Genomic DNA, 18,236 nt, shown 5'->3' with positions numbered 1-18,236 from the left:
GAAATGCCCGGAAAAACACAACTTTGCAACCCACTTAGATTGACTCCACCGTATGTTGAACTCCACCGACTGGTACCACCGCTGGGGCAAGCGCGTCCTGGACGTAGGGCTGGCGGCTCCGCTGTTGCTGGTGGCGCTGCCGGTGCTGCTGGCTGGGGCGGCGGTGCTGGCCGTGCAAAACCGGGGACCGTGGTTGTTCCGACAGCTGCGGCCGGGTCAGTACGGACGGTTGTTCACGCTCTATAAACTGCAAACCATGACCACCGCACACGACGCCCAGGGCCGCCTACTGCCGGATGCGCAGCGCCTACCGCGCCTGGGGCGTTGGGTGCGGGCCACTTCCCTCGACGAGTTGCCTCAACTCTGGAATGTGTTGCGTGGTGACTTGAGCCTGGTAGGTCCCCGCCCCCTGTTGCCCGAGTATCTGCCGCTGTATTCTCCTGCGCAGGCCCGGCGGCATTTGGTTTTGCCGGGCCTCACGGGCTGGGCCCAGGTGAATGGCCGCAATGCCATCAGCTGGGAGCAAAAGTTTCTGTACGATGCCTGGTACGTGGACAACGTCAGCTTGTCGCTCGACCTGCGCATCTTGTTCCGCACTGCCTTGCGCGTGCTAGGAGCCCACGGTATCAACGCTCCTGGTCAAGCTACCACCGAGCCTTTTCGCGGCTCATCGTCCCTCTCTTCGGCTCCCCCTTCTGACTTCCTGGCCTCCTCATGACTACTAACTTACATACGCCACAGCTGCGGCCTTTGGCCATCTTCGGGGCAGGCGGTTTGGGCCGGGAGGTACTGGTATTGGTGCACCAAATCAACGAGTATCAGCCTACCTGGCAGCTTACGGGCTTCTATGACGACGCTCGGCCTTCCTTGGACACGCTGCACGGCTTACCCTACCTAGGCACCAGCGCCGACCTTAACGAGGTTACGGCGCCCTTGCATGTGGTAGTGGCAGTAGGCAACAGTCAGAGCCGCGCAGCCGTGGTAAGGCAGCTTACGTCTCCGCACTTGGCATTTGCCACGCTTATTCATCCGGGGGTGGCGTGCGCGCCCTACCAGAACCTGCAGATAGGGGCAGGCTGCATCATCAGTCAAGGCTGCATTCTAACTACCGATATTACCCTGGGTCAACATGTATTGCTCAACCTGGGCTGCACTGTTGGGCATGATGCGGTGCTAGAAGATTTCTGCTCCTTGATGCCGCACGCCAATGTGGGCGGCGCTGCCCATCTGGAAACGGGCGTGTACTTGGGCACCAATGCCACAGTTATCAACCATGTGCATGTGGGGGCCCGCACTATAGTCGGGGCCGGGGCCGTAGCCGTCCGCAACCTGCCCGCTAACTGCACGGCCGTTGGCGTACCAGCGCAGGCCATCAAGACCAAGCAGTACCAGATGTAGCACTACTTTTGCTCGGGCTTTTTAGTTAACAATCAATACTGCAGTATGCCATCCAACCAAGCCTCTGCTGCTTCCTGTGCTTCTACTCTCACTACCTCGCAACACCTATACAACAAGCCTGAGCTAAAACCCGGGCTTTAATTTCTTTATGCGCAGTCAAGATTACGATCGTCTATACCTATCGCCGCCTCACTTGGGCCGGCACGAAATTAATTATTTACACAAAGCACTTGAAGACAATTGGGTGGCTCCTACCGGCCCCAATCTGGACGGCTTCGAGCGAGATATTTGCGAATTTACTGGTGCTGGCCACTGCATCGCCCTTACGTCGGGCACGGCGGCCATTCACCTCGGACTGATTTTACTTGGTGTTGGGCCAGGAGATGTGGTGCTATGCCCTTCGTTCACTTTCGTGGCCACCGCCAACCCCATTACGTACCTCGGAGCCACGCCCGTCTTCGTCGACAGCGAAGCCGATACTTGGAACTTGTGCCCCGAGCGCCTACGTGAAGCCATAGAAGACCAGCTCCGGCAGGGCCGCCAACCGAAGGCATTGCTGGTTGTGCACCTATACGGCATGCCCGCCAAGCTGCGCGAAATTCTGGCAATAGCCGCTGAGTATAATATTCCGGTGCTCGAAGACGCAGCCGAAGCACTGGGCTCCCGCTATGCGGGACAGCCGTTGGGCTCGTTTGGCGCGGTGAGCGTGTTTTCCTTCAATGGCAATAAGATCCTTACTACCAGCGGAGGCGGGGCGCTAGTCACCAACAACAGCGACTTGGCGCGTAGAGCCCGATACCTGGCTTCCCAAGCCAAGGATGCGGCTCCGCATTATCAGCACTCCGAAACAGGCTATAACTACCGGCTAAGCAACTTATTAGCGGGTATTGGTCGTGGCCAGATGGAGCTGATCGAAGACCGAGTGAAGCGGCGGCGCGAAATCTACGCATGGTACCGTGAGCATTTGGCAGGTATTCCCGGATTACAACTCGCGCCTACCGAACCAACAGGCAGCCGCAGCAACCGCTGGCTCACCACCCTGCTCCTTGACCCTGCCGAAACCACCGTCACCCCCGAGCAACTACGGCTCCACCTCGAAACGCGCAACATTGAAAGCCGTCCGCTCTGGAAGCCACTACACCTGCAGCCGCTCTTTGCTACGGCTCCGATGTATGGCGGCAACCTTTGTGCTGACCTATTTGCGCGTGGCCTCTGCCTGCCTTCTGGCACCGCCATGACGGAGATGGATCTGCGACGCGTGACAGATGCCGTGAAGGAAATACTATAGAACCAAGGGCGGCCTTTTCTGCGAGTCTAGCCAACACCAATAGGTTAGAAAGCAAAGACCTACCTGCATCAAGTACAGAAACCGCCAAAACGTGTCCAAAATCAGGGGCGCCTACAGTAATACGGCACTACTTCCCTATAGCGTATGTAATACCGCCGAGCAGATGCCGCAGAAACAGCGGCTCCTGGTAGCTTTCATCTGTGTGGCCTAAGGCTGTATAGAAGGCACGCCCCCCATCGTACGAGTGGCACCACGCAATAGGATGATTAGCCCCGTTAGTACCACCCGTGTAAGTGGTTTCATCTAGCGTAGCTAGCACGCGCAGGTCGGTAGCTAGGTTGCGGAAGTTATACCATTCATCGGTACGCACCCATTGAGCTGGGAGGAAGCTCGTAGCAGGGTGCTTGTTATCCGTAACACGCACCGTCGCTTGTTGAACCTTAGGATGGCCATTGAAATACGCGCCAACCAAGCCATTGTACCACGGCCACTCGTACTCGGTATCTGTGGCGGCATGAACACCCACAAATCCTCGTCCCAGCCGGATATACTGCTCAAATGCTTGCTGCTGAGCTGGATTTAGCACATCTTGGGTGGTGCTCAAGAACACGACTGCCTTGTATTTCCGCAGACTATCGAGTTGAAAACGCGCGGCATTGTTGGTGGTATCAACGCGAAAATTATTGCTTTGACCTAGCTGCTGAATGGCCCTGATACCAGCCGGAATAGAGGTATGGTAGAAGCCACTAGTTTTGTAAAAAACCAGCAGCAAATCGGGTTTTGTAATACTCTGCGTCGGCTCCGCTTTTTTCGAGCAGCTAAATATAACACTTAGCAGCAAGGGCAGGAAGCAATAGACTTGGCGCATAAACAAGAATATGAAAGGTGGGCGTTTCAATACGTGTTTCGCCGCCCTGTAGTATAGGCTCTAGCTCAACAAAGTAAGAGCGTAGTGTTCAGAAGTAGGCGCTTGCGCCACTTAGCAAGACAAAGGCAACCGTGCATTAGATAATAGTGCTCGATATTCCTTTTGTGGGCACCTACTATTACTTAGGATCTTTTAGGATGTATAATTTAACATCAATGCTTGGGCGTTGGAAACTATCGACTGGAGTTGCGCCAAGTGAAGACACAACATTTTCTAATTCTCTGCCGGGAAGAAAATTAAGATCATAGTACCACTTCGGAGTGCGGCCTGGGTAATCTCCAATATTATTTCTTAAATCAGGATTCTGTATAAGCCAGAGACGCTTTTTTCCGCGCAGGTCGCCGAATTGCTGCCGTATTTTATCGTAATATTCTTGCTTACTAGCTGTTACATGCCTTAAGTCATCACGGCCTAACGCGTCATATTTAAGATTGTAAGCATCCTTATAGTATTTGTAGGCGTGGTTCATTGTCCAGTATACATACACGGCATCGCCTTCTTGGTATCGATCATTTGCATAAAGTAATGCTTCTCTATTGTATTCTTTCTTATATAAATGGCTAGGATCCAAGGTAAACCTGATAGCATTCCAGGTAGGAGGAAGCAACACGAGAAAAAAGAGTATAGGGGCAACAACAGTATTCTTATTTTTTCCAAAAAAATCAGCAACGCTTTGCGCCCCATAGGCAATAAGCATAATAAAGAGCGGAGCAAGAAATAATATAAATCGTTCGTAAAACGGATAAGCTTTAAAGCCAGACGCAAGCAACGTCAAACCTATTGGCAAAGTAAGAATAAAGAACCTGTACTTATTTTTTCTGAACAAAACAAAAACACCGATTACCTCCAGAATAATGGGAAGGAATGGCATTCTAAAAAAAGTCTGTATGAGAGAGTAATCTTTTATATGATCACCAAATTTGGTTAACAGGCCTAAGTTTCGCTCTAGCAGCATATAATGCGTATACGCAAACCAAACAAAGTTTTTCTTAGAGGAAGGTGGCAGTGGCATATAGGCATCATATATAACTTCAAAGAAGTTTTTGAGCCAGCCCGAATCTTCGTATTTGCGTAGGAAGAATAAATAAACGAGTGAAAAGCTAAACAGCCAGATAGTAAATGGAATTAGCTTAAGCGAAAAATTCTTCCAGTCCTTACTAAGGAGCAAACTACTACTTACTACAATAGCTATTCCAGCAAGAACGAATATAGAGGAATAAGAAAACCAGACTAAAAGTCCACCACCAATTCCCCATAACAAAAGCGACCTTGTATCTAATGCTTTGTGGAATTTAACAAAAAGATATAAAGCCATAACCGCAGCAAATAGCTCTGTGCTATATTGCTTTGCCTCGGTCGAGTGGTAAACAAATGGTTCGCCAAAAGCTAGGATACCGACTGCTATTAACGCCGCCCAAGGTTTTAAAAAATAACGTGTGACAGGTATAAAGAAGAATAGAGAACTTATTCCGCAGATCAGAGAAAATAAACGAAGGGCTTTCTCGCCTTTGCCGAATAGAATTACAGCAAGCTTGGATGCCCACAAATAACCTAAGGGCGCTTTTTGCTCATAATCCATCGGTTTAGTAATCAGCTCCCAAAACCCCATTTTTATAACATTGCCATTCAAATAGAGCTCATCTATCCAAAAGGATCTGTTATCAAACAAGTGAAATATCCGCAGAAATATGCCTGCAGTAACAAGTGCCAGCAATATTCTGCCACTGTATTTATTTAAATAATCAACTGCACCTTCCCTTCTGCTTACAACAGTCACATTCTTGGGGGCAAGCAACATATATTTCTTGTGTGAATTTGCGGGTTACACTTGAGACGTAAAAAACAGGTAAAAAAGGAATCCACAGAAAGCGCTTCTAGGCTTTTGCTGATTAACCGTCAACTAGTTGCAATGCGCACTCTTGCCTGCAATAACACCTCAAGGTGCTGTTACTGCTGTGCTTGCCTATACGTTCGGCATTTCGTTTTGCGATAGTCTACATAGACCCAAGCCCATGTATTCTACAATAGACTATAGTATCAAAGCAGTTGAGCTACTTATTGATAAAGCACAAGTGCTGTAGGCATTGAACAGCAATATAGATTAAATATGTTTAATTTATAAAGATTCTATGTTTTTTTTGGCGAAATAAAAATAAACAAATACACATTATAGCAATTGTGCAACTTGCCTTAAGTGTAAGGATTTTTGCCTTTACTAGGCGAGCTAACTGATTTTAGTCTCTCTGTTAGCTGAGAATAAAGCATACCTGAAAGCAGTTCTCAATAACGAGCTTATCTAATGAGCTTGCTACACTATTCTAGTAGTGTGTAACTGGGTCTTATACACTCCGCCAAAAAGCAACAGACCAGCGGGATAGTGAAGCACTCAGTGCGCTCTATAAACACCTATCTAGAGTAGGTATCCATTAGGCAGCGTCGTTGACATGCAACTTATAAAATTGGCCAAGCGCACAGCCGCATACTAAGATCAGTGCGAGTGTTGGGGTTACAGCACTTGAAGTGGATGAGCCATAATTGATTTACTATTTGGCTAGTTCGGCACACCTCATTACGATAATTCCAGTTAAAATCTGTTGAGAAGTATAAACACTCAACAGATTCTAACTGGAATTACTTGCTGGGCAAAAACAAGCAAACCTAACATCTATCCATTTAATACACTGTATTTCAATAGCTTATGCGCTTAAAACATCTATGATATAACAAAGAGAATTTGTCTCCTTCAGATGATAAATTCAGTACAAAGTCAGACAACTTAGTACATAAAGTTCATTCACTAGTTTTAAGAGCACAAAAGCATCATGATGCAGTACAAGATTTTTGCAGATAGTATGCTTTTAGCCAGTTAGAATTGGCTAGACTAGGTGGGCTACAGTTGCGAAGGCTTGCTCTAAATCAGTTACTAATTCCTCTACTGGTTCGATGCCCACTGATAAGCGTACTAGGCCAACGGTTATACCTAAGTCTACCTGCTGTTGAGGCGTAAGCGACCGGTGCGAAGTTCCAAGCGGATACGACAAGGAGGAGTCTACTCCGGCTAGAGAAGGCGCAAAAGGAAACCGCTTCGTGGCTCGCATAAATTGATTTACTACTTCGACTTCATCCTCTAACTGGAAAGACAACATGCCGCCGAACAACTGGCGACCTTGCGCGGCAGCCAACTGGTGCTGCGGGTGCTCGTGTAAACCAGGGTAGTGCACCGCTCTGACCGTTGGCTGTTGCTCTAAAAAGCGGGCAATAGCTTCTGCATTGCGGCAGTGTGCTTCCATTCGCAGGCGTAGCGTCTTAAGGCCACGTACTGCCAGCCAGCTTTCCATGGGGCTAAGCGTAAGGCCAAACAGCATACCGATCTGCTTGAGCCGGGCTGCATCCTCCTCAACACGCGTCACAACCACTCCAGCCGTCACATCCGAATGGCCGGAAATGTATTTGGTCACGCTATGGATTACCAGATCAACTTCGTACTCGAAAGGGCGCGTAAGTATAGGAGTGGCAAACGTATTATCGACCACCAGCTTCAACCCACAGACATGGCAAGCCTCGGCAGTGGCACGCAAGTCCACCACGCGCAACAGCGGGTTGCTGAGTGTTTCACAGAGCAATAACCGTGTGCGAGGCTGCAAATAAGGCGTCAGGTCCCCGCCAAGCGCCTCGAAAGGCACGTAAGTGACGGCAATACCAAGCCGATTTAGCTCCAAGTTTAGCAGCGCCGAAGAGCCACCGTAGATATCAGCAGCGCACAGCACGTGGTCGTCGGCAGCGCAGTACGTCATGATAGCTGCGAAGATGGCGGCCATTCCAGAGCCCGTAGCTATTGCGCCCGCCCCATTCTCCAGCAAATTCACTGCATCGGCCAGCTCATCGGAATTAGGGTTGCCGTTGCGTGAGTACATGTAGCGGCTGCCGGGCTCCCCGAAGTACAGCTCCAAGTCGTTGAGGTCCTCAAACTTGAAAACCGAAGTTTGATATATCGGGGTGATTTTGGGCGTGATATGCATGTAAGACGGAAACTTGAGGGCTTCGTGATGATGCGTACTTGGCGTGGCACCGGAGCCACAATCTGAGTAGGCCGCGTCGTGCACAGTGCAAGCTACAGTGAATAGCTTATTTCCACAGCTATTCTCCTTTTTTCACATTAAGTCTTTTCACAATTACCAGTGCTAGACTGGGCGCGCGGCTAGCCAACAAACTCTAGGTCTACTATCAGCTTTTAAGCTACTACTCACCAATTCTGGACACGCGGGTGCTCATGCAGCCAGTCGACTTTGTAGCTGAATATGGTATGCAAAGTTTATTGAAAGCTTAGGTGCATTTGATTGCAGTGCTTTATAAAATTATATCGATTTAATATAGTTTTTATCCTACATAAGGAATGTTTTTGTAGGGAGCAATTGAGCTTTAAAACTATTATTTTAATTTTTTCCAATATTTTACTACTTTCAGTTGCCTCCGCTATTGACTTAAAACAGCGACTCTTCCCTTCAATTTTTTATATATGACTGTCTTTTTTTCACATACCCATTCTGTGTAATGCAAAAGATCTACTTATTAGCGCTTGCGCTCCTGAGTGCTAGCTCCACGCTGGCGCAAGACGGACCGCAACTGCCACTACGCAAAGCTGCCCGAACAAGCGCAGTGCCCAATCCTAACTTTCGCGCCGATCCTAAGTCACGGATTGCCGGCGATTTGCAGCAGCTTTATCAACGCTCACGGGCGCTCAACTCGCCTCAGCAGCTACAAAGCGAGTTTGCTGGACTAACGCTGACGCCTGCAACAGGCGCAGCGCAACGCGGCGCAGCGGCTAGCTCAACTCCGTCGGTAATGGTGCGCATTACGGCTGAAGACGTAAGCGCATTGTTGCCTCAATTAACCTCCAGAGGCTTCCAAGTAGTTAGCTCCTTTCCGCGGCTACACTTCGTAGAGGGGTATTTGCCGATTACACAGCTAGCACCGGGTTCAGATGGCTTGAGTACACTCGACAAGCGTGGGCTACTAGGCGTATTGCCCGTATTGCAGCCCGAACAACGCGCTGGCCGGGTACTAAACCAAGCCGACTACATCTTGGAAGCCAACCGCGTACGGGGGGCCCGGCCTACCAGCTACAATGGCCAGGGAGTACGCGTGGGCGTGCTTAGCGACTCCTATAACAATCTTTCAGGTGCTGCGGCCGACGTGGCCTCCGGCGACTTGCCAGCCAACGTACAGGTGATTCAGGACTTGAATACCGGCCAGGGTTCTGATGAAGGACGCGCCATGGTGCAGCTCATCTACGACATTGCTCCAGGAGCTCCTTTGTCTTTTGCTACGGCTTTCACTGGCGAAGGTGGGTTTGCCAACAACATACGCGCCTTAGCTGACCCGGCACGGGGCAACTGCAAAGTCATCGTTGATGACGTTTTCTATTTTGCGGAGCCCATGTTTCAGGACGGCGTGATTGCGCAGGCAGTAGAGGAAGTTACCACCCAGCGCGGCGTAGCCTATTACTCATCGGCCGGCAACCAAGCCAATTTGTCGTCGGAATACATTAGCCCCGCATTTCTGCCTACTACTGCCGGTTCCGCCGACCTCAACTTCGCTCCGACTGGCAGCCCCTCCGACACGCGTCAGCGCTTCCGCATTGCCAAACGTCAGTCTTTGCGGGTGGCCTTGCAGTGGAGCGACCCATTCTATACCACGGCCGGGGTTCGAACCGACTTAGATATGTATTTGCTGCGTGCCAATGGGGATACCGTTGCGCGCCAAGCCACCAACAACACGCTTAACCAGACGCCAGTAGAAGTATTTACCTTCAACAACGTATCGTCCGATACCATCACCCTTTACGACTTGGTGATTCGGCGCCGGTCGGGTACCGCCGACCCGGCGCGTTTGAAGTACGTATTTTTTGAAGGCAACCCGCCCCGGGAATATTTCACTGGTAGTGGCACCATCATTGGGCACGCTGCTTCGCTGAGCGCCCAGGCCGTAGCCGCTACCCCTTCCTACAGTCGGCTGGTTCCGGAAAGCTTCTCTTCCATTGGCTCCCCTACCATACTATTCGCGCCGGATGGTACGCCTCTGCCCACGCCAAGCACCCGTCCCAAACCAGATATTACCTCTGTTGATGGCGTTAGCACCACGTTCTTTTCCGGGTCTGCCTTGCCTGACCCCCAGGATGGCTTTCTGTTCTTTGGTACCTCGGCAGCGGCTCCCAACGCGGCAGCCGTGGCAGCTTTGGTATGGCAGGCCGAGCCGAACCTAACCCAGGCGCAGTTGAAAATACGCTTGCAAAACACGGCGCGCGACTTAGGTCCTGCTGGCTTCGATAATTTCACTGGTGCTGGTCTCATCAATGCCTACAATGCTATTTTCGGTCCGGCCACGCCAATAGTAGGCCCCTTCATCGAAACGTTTGATGGGCCTCCTGGCTTAGCTCGGGCTTGGGAACTAACGGACCGGAATGGTGCTCGTTCCTTGGTGCGCAGTGACTTCAATCCTGCGTCAGCTCCAGGTCAATTAGTACAGGATGGCTTCTTCCCATATTACAACATCGGCAGCGGCACTAGCGAAGCTACCTTGCGCCTAAACCTATTGGCTACGCCTACCGGCGGCTGGAATCTTACTTTCCGGCACAAAAAGTTTACGGGTGAAATAGACAACCAAATGCCGGTCACCTTCACCGGTACCAGCAACACCGATGGTGTAGCCATGAGCGTAGACGGCGGCGTCACGTGGTACCGCGTGGCTGACCTAACAGGCACAGCGGCTACTACCAACTACCAGACCGTTACTGTCGACCTCAGCGCGCTTGCTTCGGCAAACAACCTAACGCTAGGCCCTGATGTCCGCATCCGGTTCCAACGTTTTGGCAGCACCCGCGTCGATGCTACTGCAACCACCCAACGCGGTGGGCGCGCCTTCGACGACGTAGCTATAACCGGTCCGGTTGCAAATCAGGCTCCGGTACCCTTGTTTTCCACTTCCACTTCGCCTGCCAATCCTATTTGCCCAGGCTCAACGGTGCAGTTTGAAAGCACTACGCTGTTCGGTACGCCTACGGCCTACGCTTGGAGCTTCCCGGGCGGCAATCCGTCCACCAGCACTATTGCCAACCCCGCGGTGACGTATGCTACTGCTGGCAGCTACGATGTTACTCTGACGATTACCACGGCCAACGGCACTGCTACGCGTACGGTACCTGGCGCGGTGGTAGTTTCGGCAGAAGTACCCGTGGCTGGCTTTACTGTGCGGCCACGTACGCCCCTTTGCCCGGGCACGCCCGTCACGTTCCTAAACCAATCGACCAATACGCGCTGCACCACTACCTACGCTTGGACATTCGCGGGCGGCTCGCCGGCTACCAGCACCGAGCTTAACCCAACGGTTACGTTTGCTGCGGCTGGCACCTATACAGTTACGCTCACGGCCACGAATGCTAATGGCTCCAACACCTCGACCCGGAGCGTAGTTATTCAGGCAGGTGCGGCGCTGCCATACGCCGAAACGTTTCAGAGCGGTTTACCGGCTACATGGGCCGTATTCAACCCAGACAATGGCATTACTTGGTCGTATGCGCCAAGTGTAACGCGCAAAGACGGCACTGCTGGTCCTGCTCTAGCTTTGCCTTTCGGCCCGTATAGCACTGTTGGACAGCGTGACTCTTTGCAGTCGCCACTGCTGGATTTGCGCGCCCAAACGCAAGCTACGCTGCGCTTCGATTTAGCCTACGCGCCTATTGTTGATGCGGCTTCGGGCAACGACTCATTGGCCGTCGATGTGTTTGCAGCATGCACGAACGTTCGTTTGGGCCGAGCCTATCTGAAATCTGCTCTTACCGGATTACCAACTACTACCCCGCGGGATGCCTACTTCACGCCTACTGCCGCTAATCAGTGGCGGCAAGAGAATGTGGATTTGGCGGCCTTCGCCAACCAGCAGGTATATCTCCGGTTCATAGCCTTCAATCAGTATGGCAACAACCTGTACCTAACCAACGTGCGGGTTGACAACAGCGGCGTACTTTCCGCCCGCACCCAGGCCGATTCGCCTAGTTTGTTGGCGTATCCCAACCCTTTGTCCAATGGTGCTACCCTAACGCTTCAATTGCCTCAGGTTGCCGGAGCAGCATCTATCCGCCTGGTTGATGCAGTGGGCCGCGTAAGCTGGCAGACACAATGGACGCTGAGCGGCAACGCCTCGCTCCACCGTACGCTGCCCGTAACTCTAGCGCCTGGCCTCTACACCGTCCTGTGCCAAACAGCCGATGGTCAGCAGTTCTCGCGCCGTGTACTGGTTCAATAAGCCAGCAACAGCTAACAACTAAAAAGAGCCCGCTAGCAATGCTAGCGGGCTCTTTTTGTTTCTAAGCAAGCGGTGTATGAAACCAGTTGCTTTTAATTTGAGACTTTTAAAACTATGCTGAAGCGCCTTCGGCCAGCACGATTACGTTATTACGCAGCACTTCTACCACGCCGCCTTCGATGTGAAAGGAAGCACGGCCCGTGGCGCTGTTCAGCACTACGTCACCTTCCTTCAGAGCCGAGATAAGCGGTGCGTGGTTGTTGAGAACCTCGAACAACCCATCAGCACCCGGAAACTGAGCCGACGTAACCTCGCCTTCAAATACTTTCCGGTCCGGCGTGATGATTTCTAAATGCATGGATTGAATGTTGATTGTTGAAAGCTGATTGTTGAAAGCCAAACGAGTAACGCCCGGCTCTCAACAATCAACAACCAAATTACTTCGCTTCGGCAATCAGTCGCTCACCTTTGGCAATGGCGTCTTCAATGGTACCTACCAAGTTGAAGGCGGCCTCGGGCAGGTGGTCGTAGGTACCGTCAATGATGGCGTTGAAGCCTTTGATGGTGTCCTTGATGTCAACCAGCACACCGGCGAGACCAGTGAACTGCTCAGCCACGAAGAAGGGCTGCGACAAGAAGCGCTGCACGCGACGGGCGCGCGATACGGTCAGCTTATCTTCTTCGCTCAATTCGTCCATACCCAAGATGGCGATGATGTCCTGCAGTTCTTTGTAGCGCTGCAGAATCTCTTTCACGCGCTGGGCCGTGTTGTAGTGCTCGTCGCCAAGTACGTCGGCCGAAAGGATACGCGACGTGGAGTCCAGTGGGTCAACGGCTGGATAGATGCCAAGCTCGGCAATCTTACGGCTTAGTACCGTAGTAGCGTCCAAGTGAGCAAAGGTGTTCGCTGGAGCTGGGTCAGTTAAGTCGTCAGCAGGCACATATACGGCCTGTACCGACGTGATAGAACCGCGCTTGGTTGAAGTGATACGCTCCTGCATGGCACCCATTTCGGTGGCCAGCGTAGGCTGGTATCCTACGGCCGATGGCATCCGGCCCAACAGAGCCGATACTTCGGAACCGGCCTGCGTGAAGCGGAAGATGTTGTCGATGAAGAACAGGATGTCGCGGCCGGCACCGGAACCGTCGCCGTCGCGGAAGTTCTCGGCAATCGTCAGACCCGACAGGGCCACGCGGGCGCGGGCTCCGGGGGGCTCGTTCATTTGGCCGAACACCAGGGTAGCCTGCGACTTCAGCAGCTCGTTCTGGTCAACCTTGGTCAGGTCCCAGCCACCAGCTTCCATCGAGTGCTTGAACTCCTCACCATACTTAATGATGTCGGACTCGATAAATTCACGGAGCAAGTCGTTGCCCTCGCGGGTACGCTCACCCACACCAGCAAACACCGACAGACCTTCGTAGGCCTTGGCGATGTTGTTTACCAGCTCCATGATCAGTACGGTTTTGCCTACTCCGGCACCACCAAACAAACCAATTTTACCACCCTTTACATAGGGAGCGAGCAGGTCGATTACTTTGATACCCGTAAACAGGATTTCCGACGAGGTAGCCAGATCCTCGAAGGGTGGCGGCTGCCGGTGAATAGGCAAACCACCTTCGCTCTTGGGCTGCGGAATGCCGTCGATGGCTTGACCGATTACGTTGAAGAGGCGGCCTTTCACGCCGTCGCCGGTTGGCATCGACATGGGAGCGCCGAGGTCACGCACTAGGGCGCCACGGGTCAGGCCTTCAGTTGAATCCATGGCGATGGTACGCACACGGTCTTCGCCCAGGTGTTGCTGACACTCCAGGATTACCACCTGGCCGTTGTCTTTTGTAACTTCGAGGGCGTCGAGAATATTGGGAAGCTTTGCGTTTTCACCCGCGAAGCTCACGTCCACGACGGGACCAATAACCTGGGTGATTTTGCCGGTATTCGCCATTGCGGTTCTTTAATAGGTAGTGAGGCAACGTTATTCAGGCCGCAAAACTACGGCTTAATCCCCGCTTTGCCAAGGCGCCACCTCAACGAAAATTCACTTAATCGGCTACTACCCCTGGCAGCCTGAAAATCAGCCACTCAGGCCCTAAAAAAGGCCTTTGCTTGAGTGGGCCAGCTAAATTTTCTGAAAAAATTTCTCGGCGAAAGTTTGCCTTGAAAAAAAGCCCTAGTACATTTGCACACCCAAACGGCATACCTCTCTTGGTAACCGCAGGGAAATTGTCCGATGGTGTAACTGGCAACACGCTTGATTTTGATTCAAGAAAGTCCAGGTTCGAGCCCTGGTCGGACAACCGACTAAGTAAAGCGAAAGGCGCTGATTCTTCTCCCCGAAGAGTTAGCGCCTTTCGCTTTTTTATTTCGGCTGTCTTTTGGATCATTAGCTACTGCGCTGCTTCTTCGCTGCTCCATTTGCCTCACTTGTTGAATTCTGGTTCCTACTTTCTAAACATCCTATGGCACAGCAGGTAAAAATTTTCGCAGGAAACGCTTCAAATGCGCTAGCGCAGAGGATAGCAGAAGCATATGGGCAACCGCTCGGAGATCTTAGTATTCAGCGCTTCGCGGACACTGAACTTGGTCCGAGCTTCAACGAGAGTGTGCGCGGCTGTGCCGTGTTCCTGATTCAAAGCACCACTCCACCCGCCGAAAACCTAATGGAACTGGCCCTGATGGTGGACGCGGCCAAGCGAGCTTCGGCGTACAAGGTGAACATTGTAATGCCGTACATGGGCTATGCCCGGCAGGACCGCAAAGACAAGCCGCGCGTGAGCATTGGGGCCAAAGTCGTGGCCAACATGATTCAGAGTGTAGGCGCCGACCGCCTCATGACCTGCGACCTCCACGCCGGTCAGATCCAAGGCTTCTTCGATATTCCCGTTGACCACCTCGACGGCGCGACCGTTACGGCCCCTTACATAAAGTCGCTGGACCTCGATGACCTCATCTTCGCTTCGCCTGACGTAGGCGGCGTGGTTCGGACCCGGGCTTTTGCCAAGAAATTCGGGGCCGAAATCGTAGTCTGCGACAAAATGCGCCTGCGGGCCAATGAAATTGCTTCCATGCAAGTTATCGGCGACGTGACGGGGATGAACGTGGTACTCGTCGACGACATTGTAGATACGGCGGGCACCATCTGCAAAGCAGCCGAGCTTTTGATGGAGCGCGGTGCCAAATCGGTGCGGGCGGTTATTACGCACGGTTTGCTCAGTGGTCCTGCTCACGAGCGTATCCGCAATTCGGCGCTGGAAGAGCTGGTAATCACCGACACTATTCCGCTGAAGGAAGACAACGACAAAATCCGGGTTATCTCGGTGGCCAACCTCTTTGCCAACGCCATCCGCAACGTAGTTACCCACGAATCGATTAGCTCGCTGTTCATTTAAGTTTCAGCCTAACAAACGAAAAGAGCCGCTCAACTTCATGTTGGGCGGCTCTTTTCGTTTGTTAGGCTGAAACTTAAGGTACCGGCTGCTTGGAAGCGGGCAGCACTTCTACATCAATGAAACTATCGCCGTGCACGGTGTGAGTTGCCTGAATGTAGTCGCTCTCGTTGGCCTTGTAGGGGTTTTCAACGAATTTCTGCGGGTTGCGGGCAATGAATGGAAACCATGTGCTCTGCACCTGCACCATGATGCGGTGCCCCTTCTTGAAGGTGTGTAGCACATCCTGCAATCGGAAGTTTACGTCGGTTTTCTGGTTAGCTACCATGGGCTCGGGCTTCTCGAAGCTGTTGCGGAAACGAGCCGGCATCACTTCGGAGCGTACCATCTGTTGGTAGTTACTGAGAATCACGTTCTTGTTGGGCATGTAGTCGTGGTTTGGCTCGTCGGGCGGGTACACGTCGATGAGCTTCACCACCCAGTCAGCATCAGTGCCGGAGGTGGCTACTTTGAGGTTGGCCATGATTTCGCCGCCGAGCGTCACGTCATCGGTTAGCACGTCGGTTTGGTATACGAGCACATCGGGGCGGCGGCCAGCGAAACGCTGGTCTTCGCTCATGTAATTGAAGGGTGTGAAGCCCATGGTAGTTGTCAGATCCTCGGTGTAGGGCACGGGCTTGAGTGGGTCGCTAACGAAGCTCTTGGTGCCTGGAGTGGCAGCCGGCTGCTTTTCCAGCTTGCCGTCGGCGCTTAAATACATTTTTAGGTGCGTGGCTTCGGTAGCCGGCCACTTCGGGAACGTCTCCCACTGCTTTTTGCCTGTATCAAACATGTAGGCCTCGGGGAGGCCCGAGTTTTTGTCGCCGCTGCCTTTCAGGAAGTGGGCGAAGAACCTCGCCTCGATGTTGCGCTGATAAAACGTAGCAATACTGTCGCCGAAGTACACGTTGCTGTGTAGGGTGTGCCCGGTTTCGCGCGACCAGCGGCCGTGGCCGAAAGGTCCCATCACCAGCGTATTGTAGGTGCTTGGGCTTTTCTTCTCGATGGTTTTATAGATAGCCAGCGGGCCGCGGAGGTCTTCGGCATCAAACCAGCCGCCGACGGTCATTACAGCGGGTTTTATGCCGGAGGTATAGTGCTCGGGTAGGCCGCGCTTCTGCCAGAACTCGTCGTAATTGGGGTGGTTGACGGTTTCCTGCCAGAAGAAGTTGTTGGCGTAGTACTTATCGGCATTCTTGAGCGGACCTAAATCCAGCAGGAACTGGTAGCCGTCCTTGGTGTTGGCTTTAATGTTTTGGGCGCTGTACCAAGCTTTGCTGGTGGTGTCCTGTTTCTGTACGCCAAACACCGGATACGTGAAGATGTACGACTCGAGGAAGGCGCCATTGTGGTGGAAGTCGTCGAAGAAGAAGTCGGATACTGGGGCCTGCGGGGAAGAGGCTTTCAGGGCCGGGTGGTCGGACAGAATACCGGCGGCGGTATAGAAACCGGGGTACGAAATGCCCCACTGCCCTACCCGACCGTTATTGTTGGCCACCTTCTTGACCAGCCAATCAATGGTATCGAAGGTGTCGGAGCCTTCGTCTACGTCTTTCTTGCTTTTCTTTTTATCGATAACGGGCGTCATGTTCGTCCAGGTGCCTTCGCTCTTCCAGCGGCCACGCACATCCTGATACACAAAAATGTAGCCTTGCTTCATCATGGTTTCGGAAGGGCCTAGGCGGGCCGGAAACTTATTGGCCCCGTAAGGCGCCACGCTGTAGCACGTCCGCTGCATCATGATGGGGTACTTCTTGCCGGCGGCAGCATCCTTGGGCGTGTAGATAACCGTGAACAGCTTCACACCGTCGCGCATGGTCACGTATACTTCCTCTTTGGTGTAGTGCTCCTGCGCGTAATTGGGTTGATTGGCGGTTTGGGCGAACAAGGGCGCGCAACAAAGCATTAGCAGCCAAGACAGTAAAGCAGTTGTTTTCATATAGTGGTCGGTTAAGTGAGGTGAATGCAGACCGTGCAGGATGATGTTAACCAAAGAACGCGCTTCCCCGGACAATTTTCTAATGGCACAGTGCTAGACAGACACTTTAATAATTGAGCGGGCATAGCAACTATACTATTGATTGTCTATCTTTGCGGCCCGTTTGCCACTTGGGCAGGTGGTTATTTTCTTCAAAAACACATCTTTATGAAAAGCCTCGAGATTGTAGGGTTTAAAAGAGCGAATCTCGGTAAGAAGGATTCCAAGGCAGTTCGCCTTGAGTCGTACGTGCCGTGCGTATTGTACGGTGGCGCTGAGCAGGTCCATTTCACGGCCCCCGCTATCCTCTTCCGCGAATTGCTGTACACTCCCGAAGTTCACGTTGTGGACTTGAACGTGGAGGGTACGCACTACCGCGCCATTGTACAGGATGCGCAGTTCCACCCCGTAAACGAAATGCTGCTGCACGTTGACTTCCTGGAGTTGGCTGACGGCAAAGAAGTGAAAATGGATGTTCCAGTGAAGTACGTAGGTGTTTCGCCGGGCGTACTGGCTGGTGGCAAGTTGGTTAGCAAGCTGCGTAAGCTGAAAGTAAAGGCTACCCCCGAAAACCTGCCCGACTACGTAGAAGTTGACATCTCCGACCTCGGTCTTGGTAAGTCTATCAAAGTGAGCAAAGTAGCTGCTAACGGCTTCACCATTCTCACCAACGCACAAGCTCCTATTGCTACCGTGGCTATCCCACGTGCACTGAAGGGCCAGATGCAAGGCGAGAAGTAAACCGCGAATTAAGACAGCTAAGCTGGATTACACGATTTCGTGGAACCCGCCAGTTGTCCAGTGCAAAAAGCCGTCCTGCCCGCAGGACGGCTTTTTTTGTAACTCGTCTTTCAGGTCATTCTCAATCTTCTAATGCTTTTCATGCTGCATCTTTGCATCCGAAGGAGTGGGTAATGGCC

The 18,236-nt window shown here is 52.3% G+C and carries 12 protein-coding genes and 1 tRNA gene; 7 read left to right on the top strand and 6 right to left on the bottom strand.

All coding sequences use genetic code 11. The features are described 5' to 3' along the window. The first annotated feature begins 52 nt into the window (after positions 1-52). The 3 genes from P1X16_RS01870 to P1X16_RS01860 all read left to right on the top strand — a co-directional run bounded on the left by P1X16_RS01870 (position 53) and on the right by P1X16_RS01860 (position 2,686). The gene (locus P1X16_RS01870) at positions 53-718 is read left to right on the top strand and encodes a sugar transferase (protein ID WP_277225855.1); all 666 of its coding nucleotides are present in this window, start codon (positions 53-55) and stop codon (positions 716-718) included. Further along, positions 715-1,398 carry an acetyltransferase gene (locus P1X16_RS01865; protein WP_277225853.1) on the top strand — a complete coding sequence of 228 codons (684 nt, stop codon included), beginning with the start codon at positions 715-717 and terminating at the stop codon, positions 1,396-1,398. Before P1X16_RS01870 ends, P1X16_RS01865 begins: the two co-directional genes overlap by 4 nt. Positions 1,399-1,546: 148 nt before the next feature. Beyond that, positions 1,547-2,686, top strand: coding sequence for an aminotransferase class I/II-fold pyridoxal phosphate-dependent enzyme (locus P1X16_RS01860; protein ID WP_277225852.1), 1,140 nt, complete (start codon positions 1,547-1,549; stop codon positions 2,684-2,686). A gap of 127 nt (positions 2,687-2,813) precedes the next feature. Here P1X16_RS01860 and P1X16_RS01855 read toward each other — a convergent pair whose 3' ends face one another. The 3 genes from P1X16_RS01855 to P1X16_RS01845 form a co-directional block, all read right to left on the bottom strand. Continuing rightward, the gene (locus P1X16_RS01855) at positions 2,814-3,554 is read right to left on the bottom strand and encodes a ThuA domain-containing protein (protein WP_277225851.1); all 741 of its coding nucleotides are present in this window, start codon (positions 3,552-3,554) and stop codon (positions 2,814-2,816) included. A 178-nt stretch (positions 3,555-3,732) separates the two neighbouring features. Further along, the gene (locus P1X16_RS01850; RefSeq protein WP_277225850.1) at positions 3,733-5,412 is read right to left on the bottom strand and encodes a glycosyltransferase family 39 protein; all 1,680 of its coding nucleotides are present in this window, start codon (positions 5,410-5,412) and stop codon (positions 3,733-3,735) included. 1,078 nt (positions 5,413-6,490) lie between these two features. Then, positions 6,491-7,717: a PLP-dependent aspartate aminotransferase family protein gene (locus P1X16_RS01845; RefSeq protein ID WP_277225848.1), complete on the bottom strand. Its 1,227-nt coding sequence runs from the start codon at positions 7,715-7,717 to the stop codon at positions 6,491-6,493. Positions 7,718-8,165: 448 nt separating this feature from the next. Between P1X16_RS01845 and P1X16_RS01840 the strand changes: the two genes are divergently transcribed. After that, positions 8,166-11,915: a PKD domain-containing protein gene (locus tag P1X16_RS01840; RefSeq protein WP_277225845.1), complete on the top strand. Its 3,750-nt coding sequence runs from the start codon at positions 8,166-8,168 to the stop codon at positions 11,913-11,915. 112 nt (positions 11,916-12,027) lie between these two features. On the opposite strand, the gene atpC is transcribed toward P1X16_RS01840, so the two are convergent. Together atpC and atpD are read right to left on the bottom strand one after the other, a co-directional pair. Then, positions 12,028-12,273 (bottom strand): ATP synthase F1 subunit epsilon, encoded by a 246-nt coding sequence (gene atpC, locus P1X16_RS01835; protein WP_245122152.1) that lies wholly within the window; start codon positions 12,271-12,273, stop codon positions 12,028-12,030. Positions 12,274-12,352: 79 nt separating this feature from the next. Continuing rightward, the gene (gene atpD / locus P1X16_RS01830) at positions 12,353-13,858 is read right to left on the bottom strand and encodes a F0F1 ATP synthase subunit beta (protein WP_277225842.1); all 1,506 of its coding nucleotides are present in this window, start codon (positions 13,856-13,858) and stop codon (positions 12,353-12,355) included. Positions 13,859-14,137: 279 nt separating this feature from the next. Here atpD and P1X16_RS01825 point away from each other — a divergent pair. Beyond that, positions 14,138-14,210: transfer RNA gene (locus tag P1X16_RS01825), tRNA-Gln, on the top strand. 162 nt (positions 14,211-14,372) lie between these two features. After that, a complete protein-coding gene (locus P1X16_RS01820; protein WP_277225840.1) occupies positions 14,373-15,302 on the top strand; it encodes a ribose-phosphate pyrophosphokinase in 930 nt (309 codons plus the stop codon). 73 nt (positions 15,303-15,375) lie between these two features. On the opposite strand, the gene P1X16_RS01815 is transcribed toward P1X16_RS01820, so the two are convergent. Then, complete coding sequence (locus tag P1X16_RS01815; protein WP_277229428.1) at positions 15,376-17,244, bottom strand: CocE/NonD family hydrolase; 1,869 nt, start codon at positions 17,242-17,244, stop codon at positions 15,376-15,378. 240 nt (positions 17,245-17,484) lie between these two features. On the opposite strand from P1X16_RS01815, the gene P1X16_RS01810 reads away from it, so the two are divergent. After that, positions 17,485-18,057, top strand: coding sequence for a 50S ribosomal protein L25/general stress protein Ctc (locus P1X16_RS01810; protein WP_277225838.1), 573 nt, complete (start codon positions 17,485-17,487; stop codon positions 18,055-18,057). Positions 18,058-18,236: the final 179 nt, after the last annotated feature.

The sequence above is a fragment of the Hymenobacter sp. YC55 genome (genome assembly GCF_029433095.1).
GTDB lineage: Bacteria > Bacteroidota > Bacteroidia > Cytophagales > Hymenobacteraceae > Hymenobacter.
Note: the sequence above shows the minus strand (reverse complement) of the source record. Positions and strands in the feature narration are given on the sequence as shown.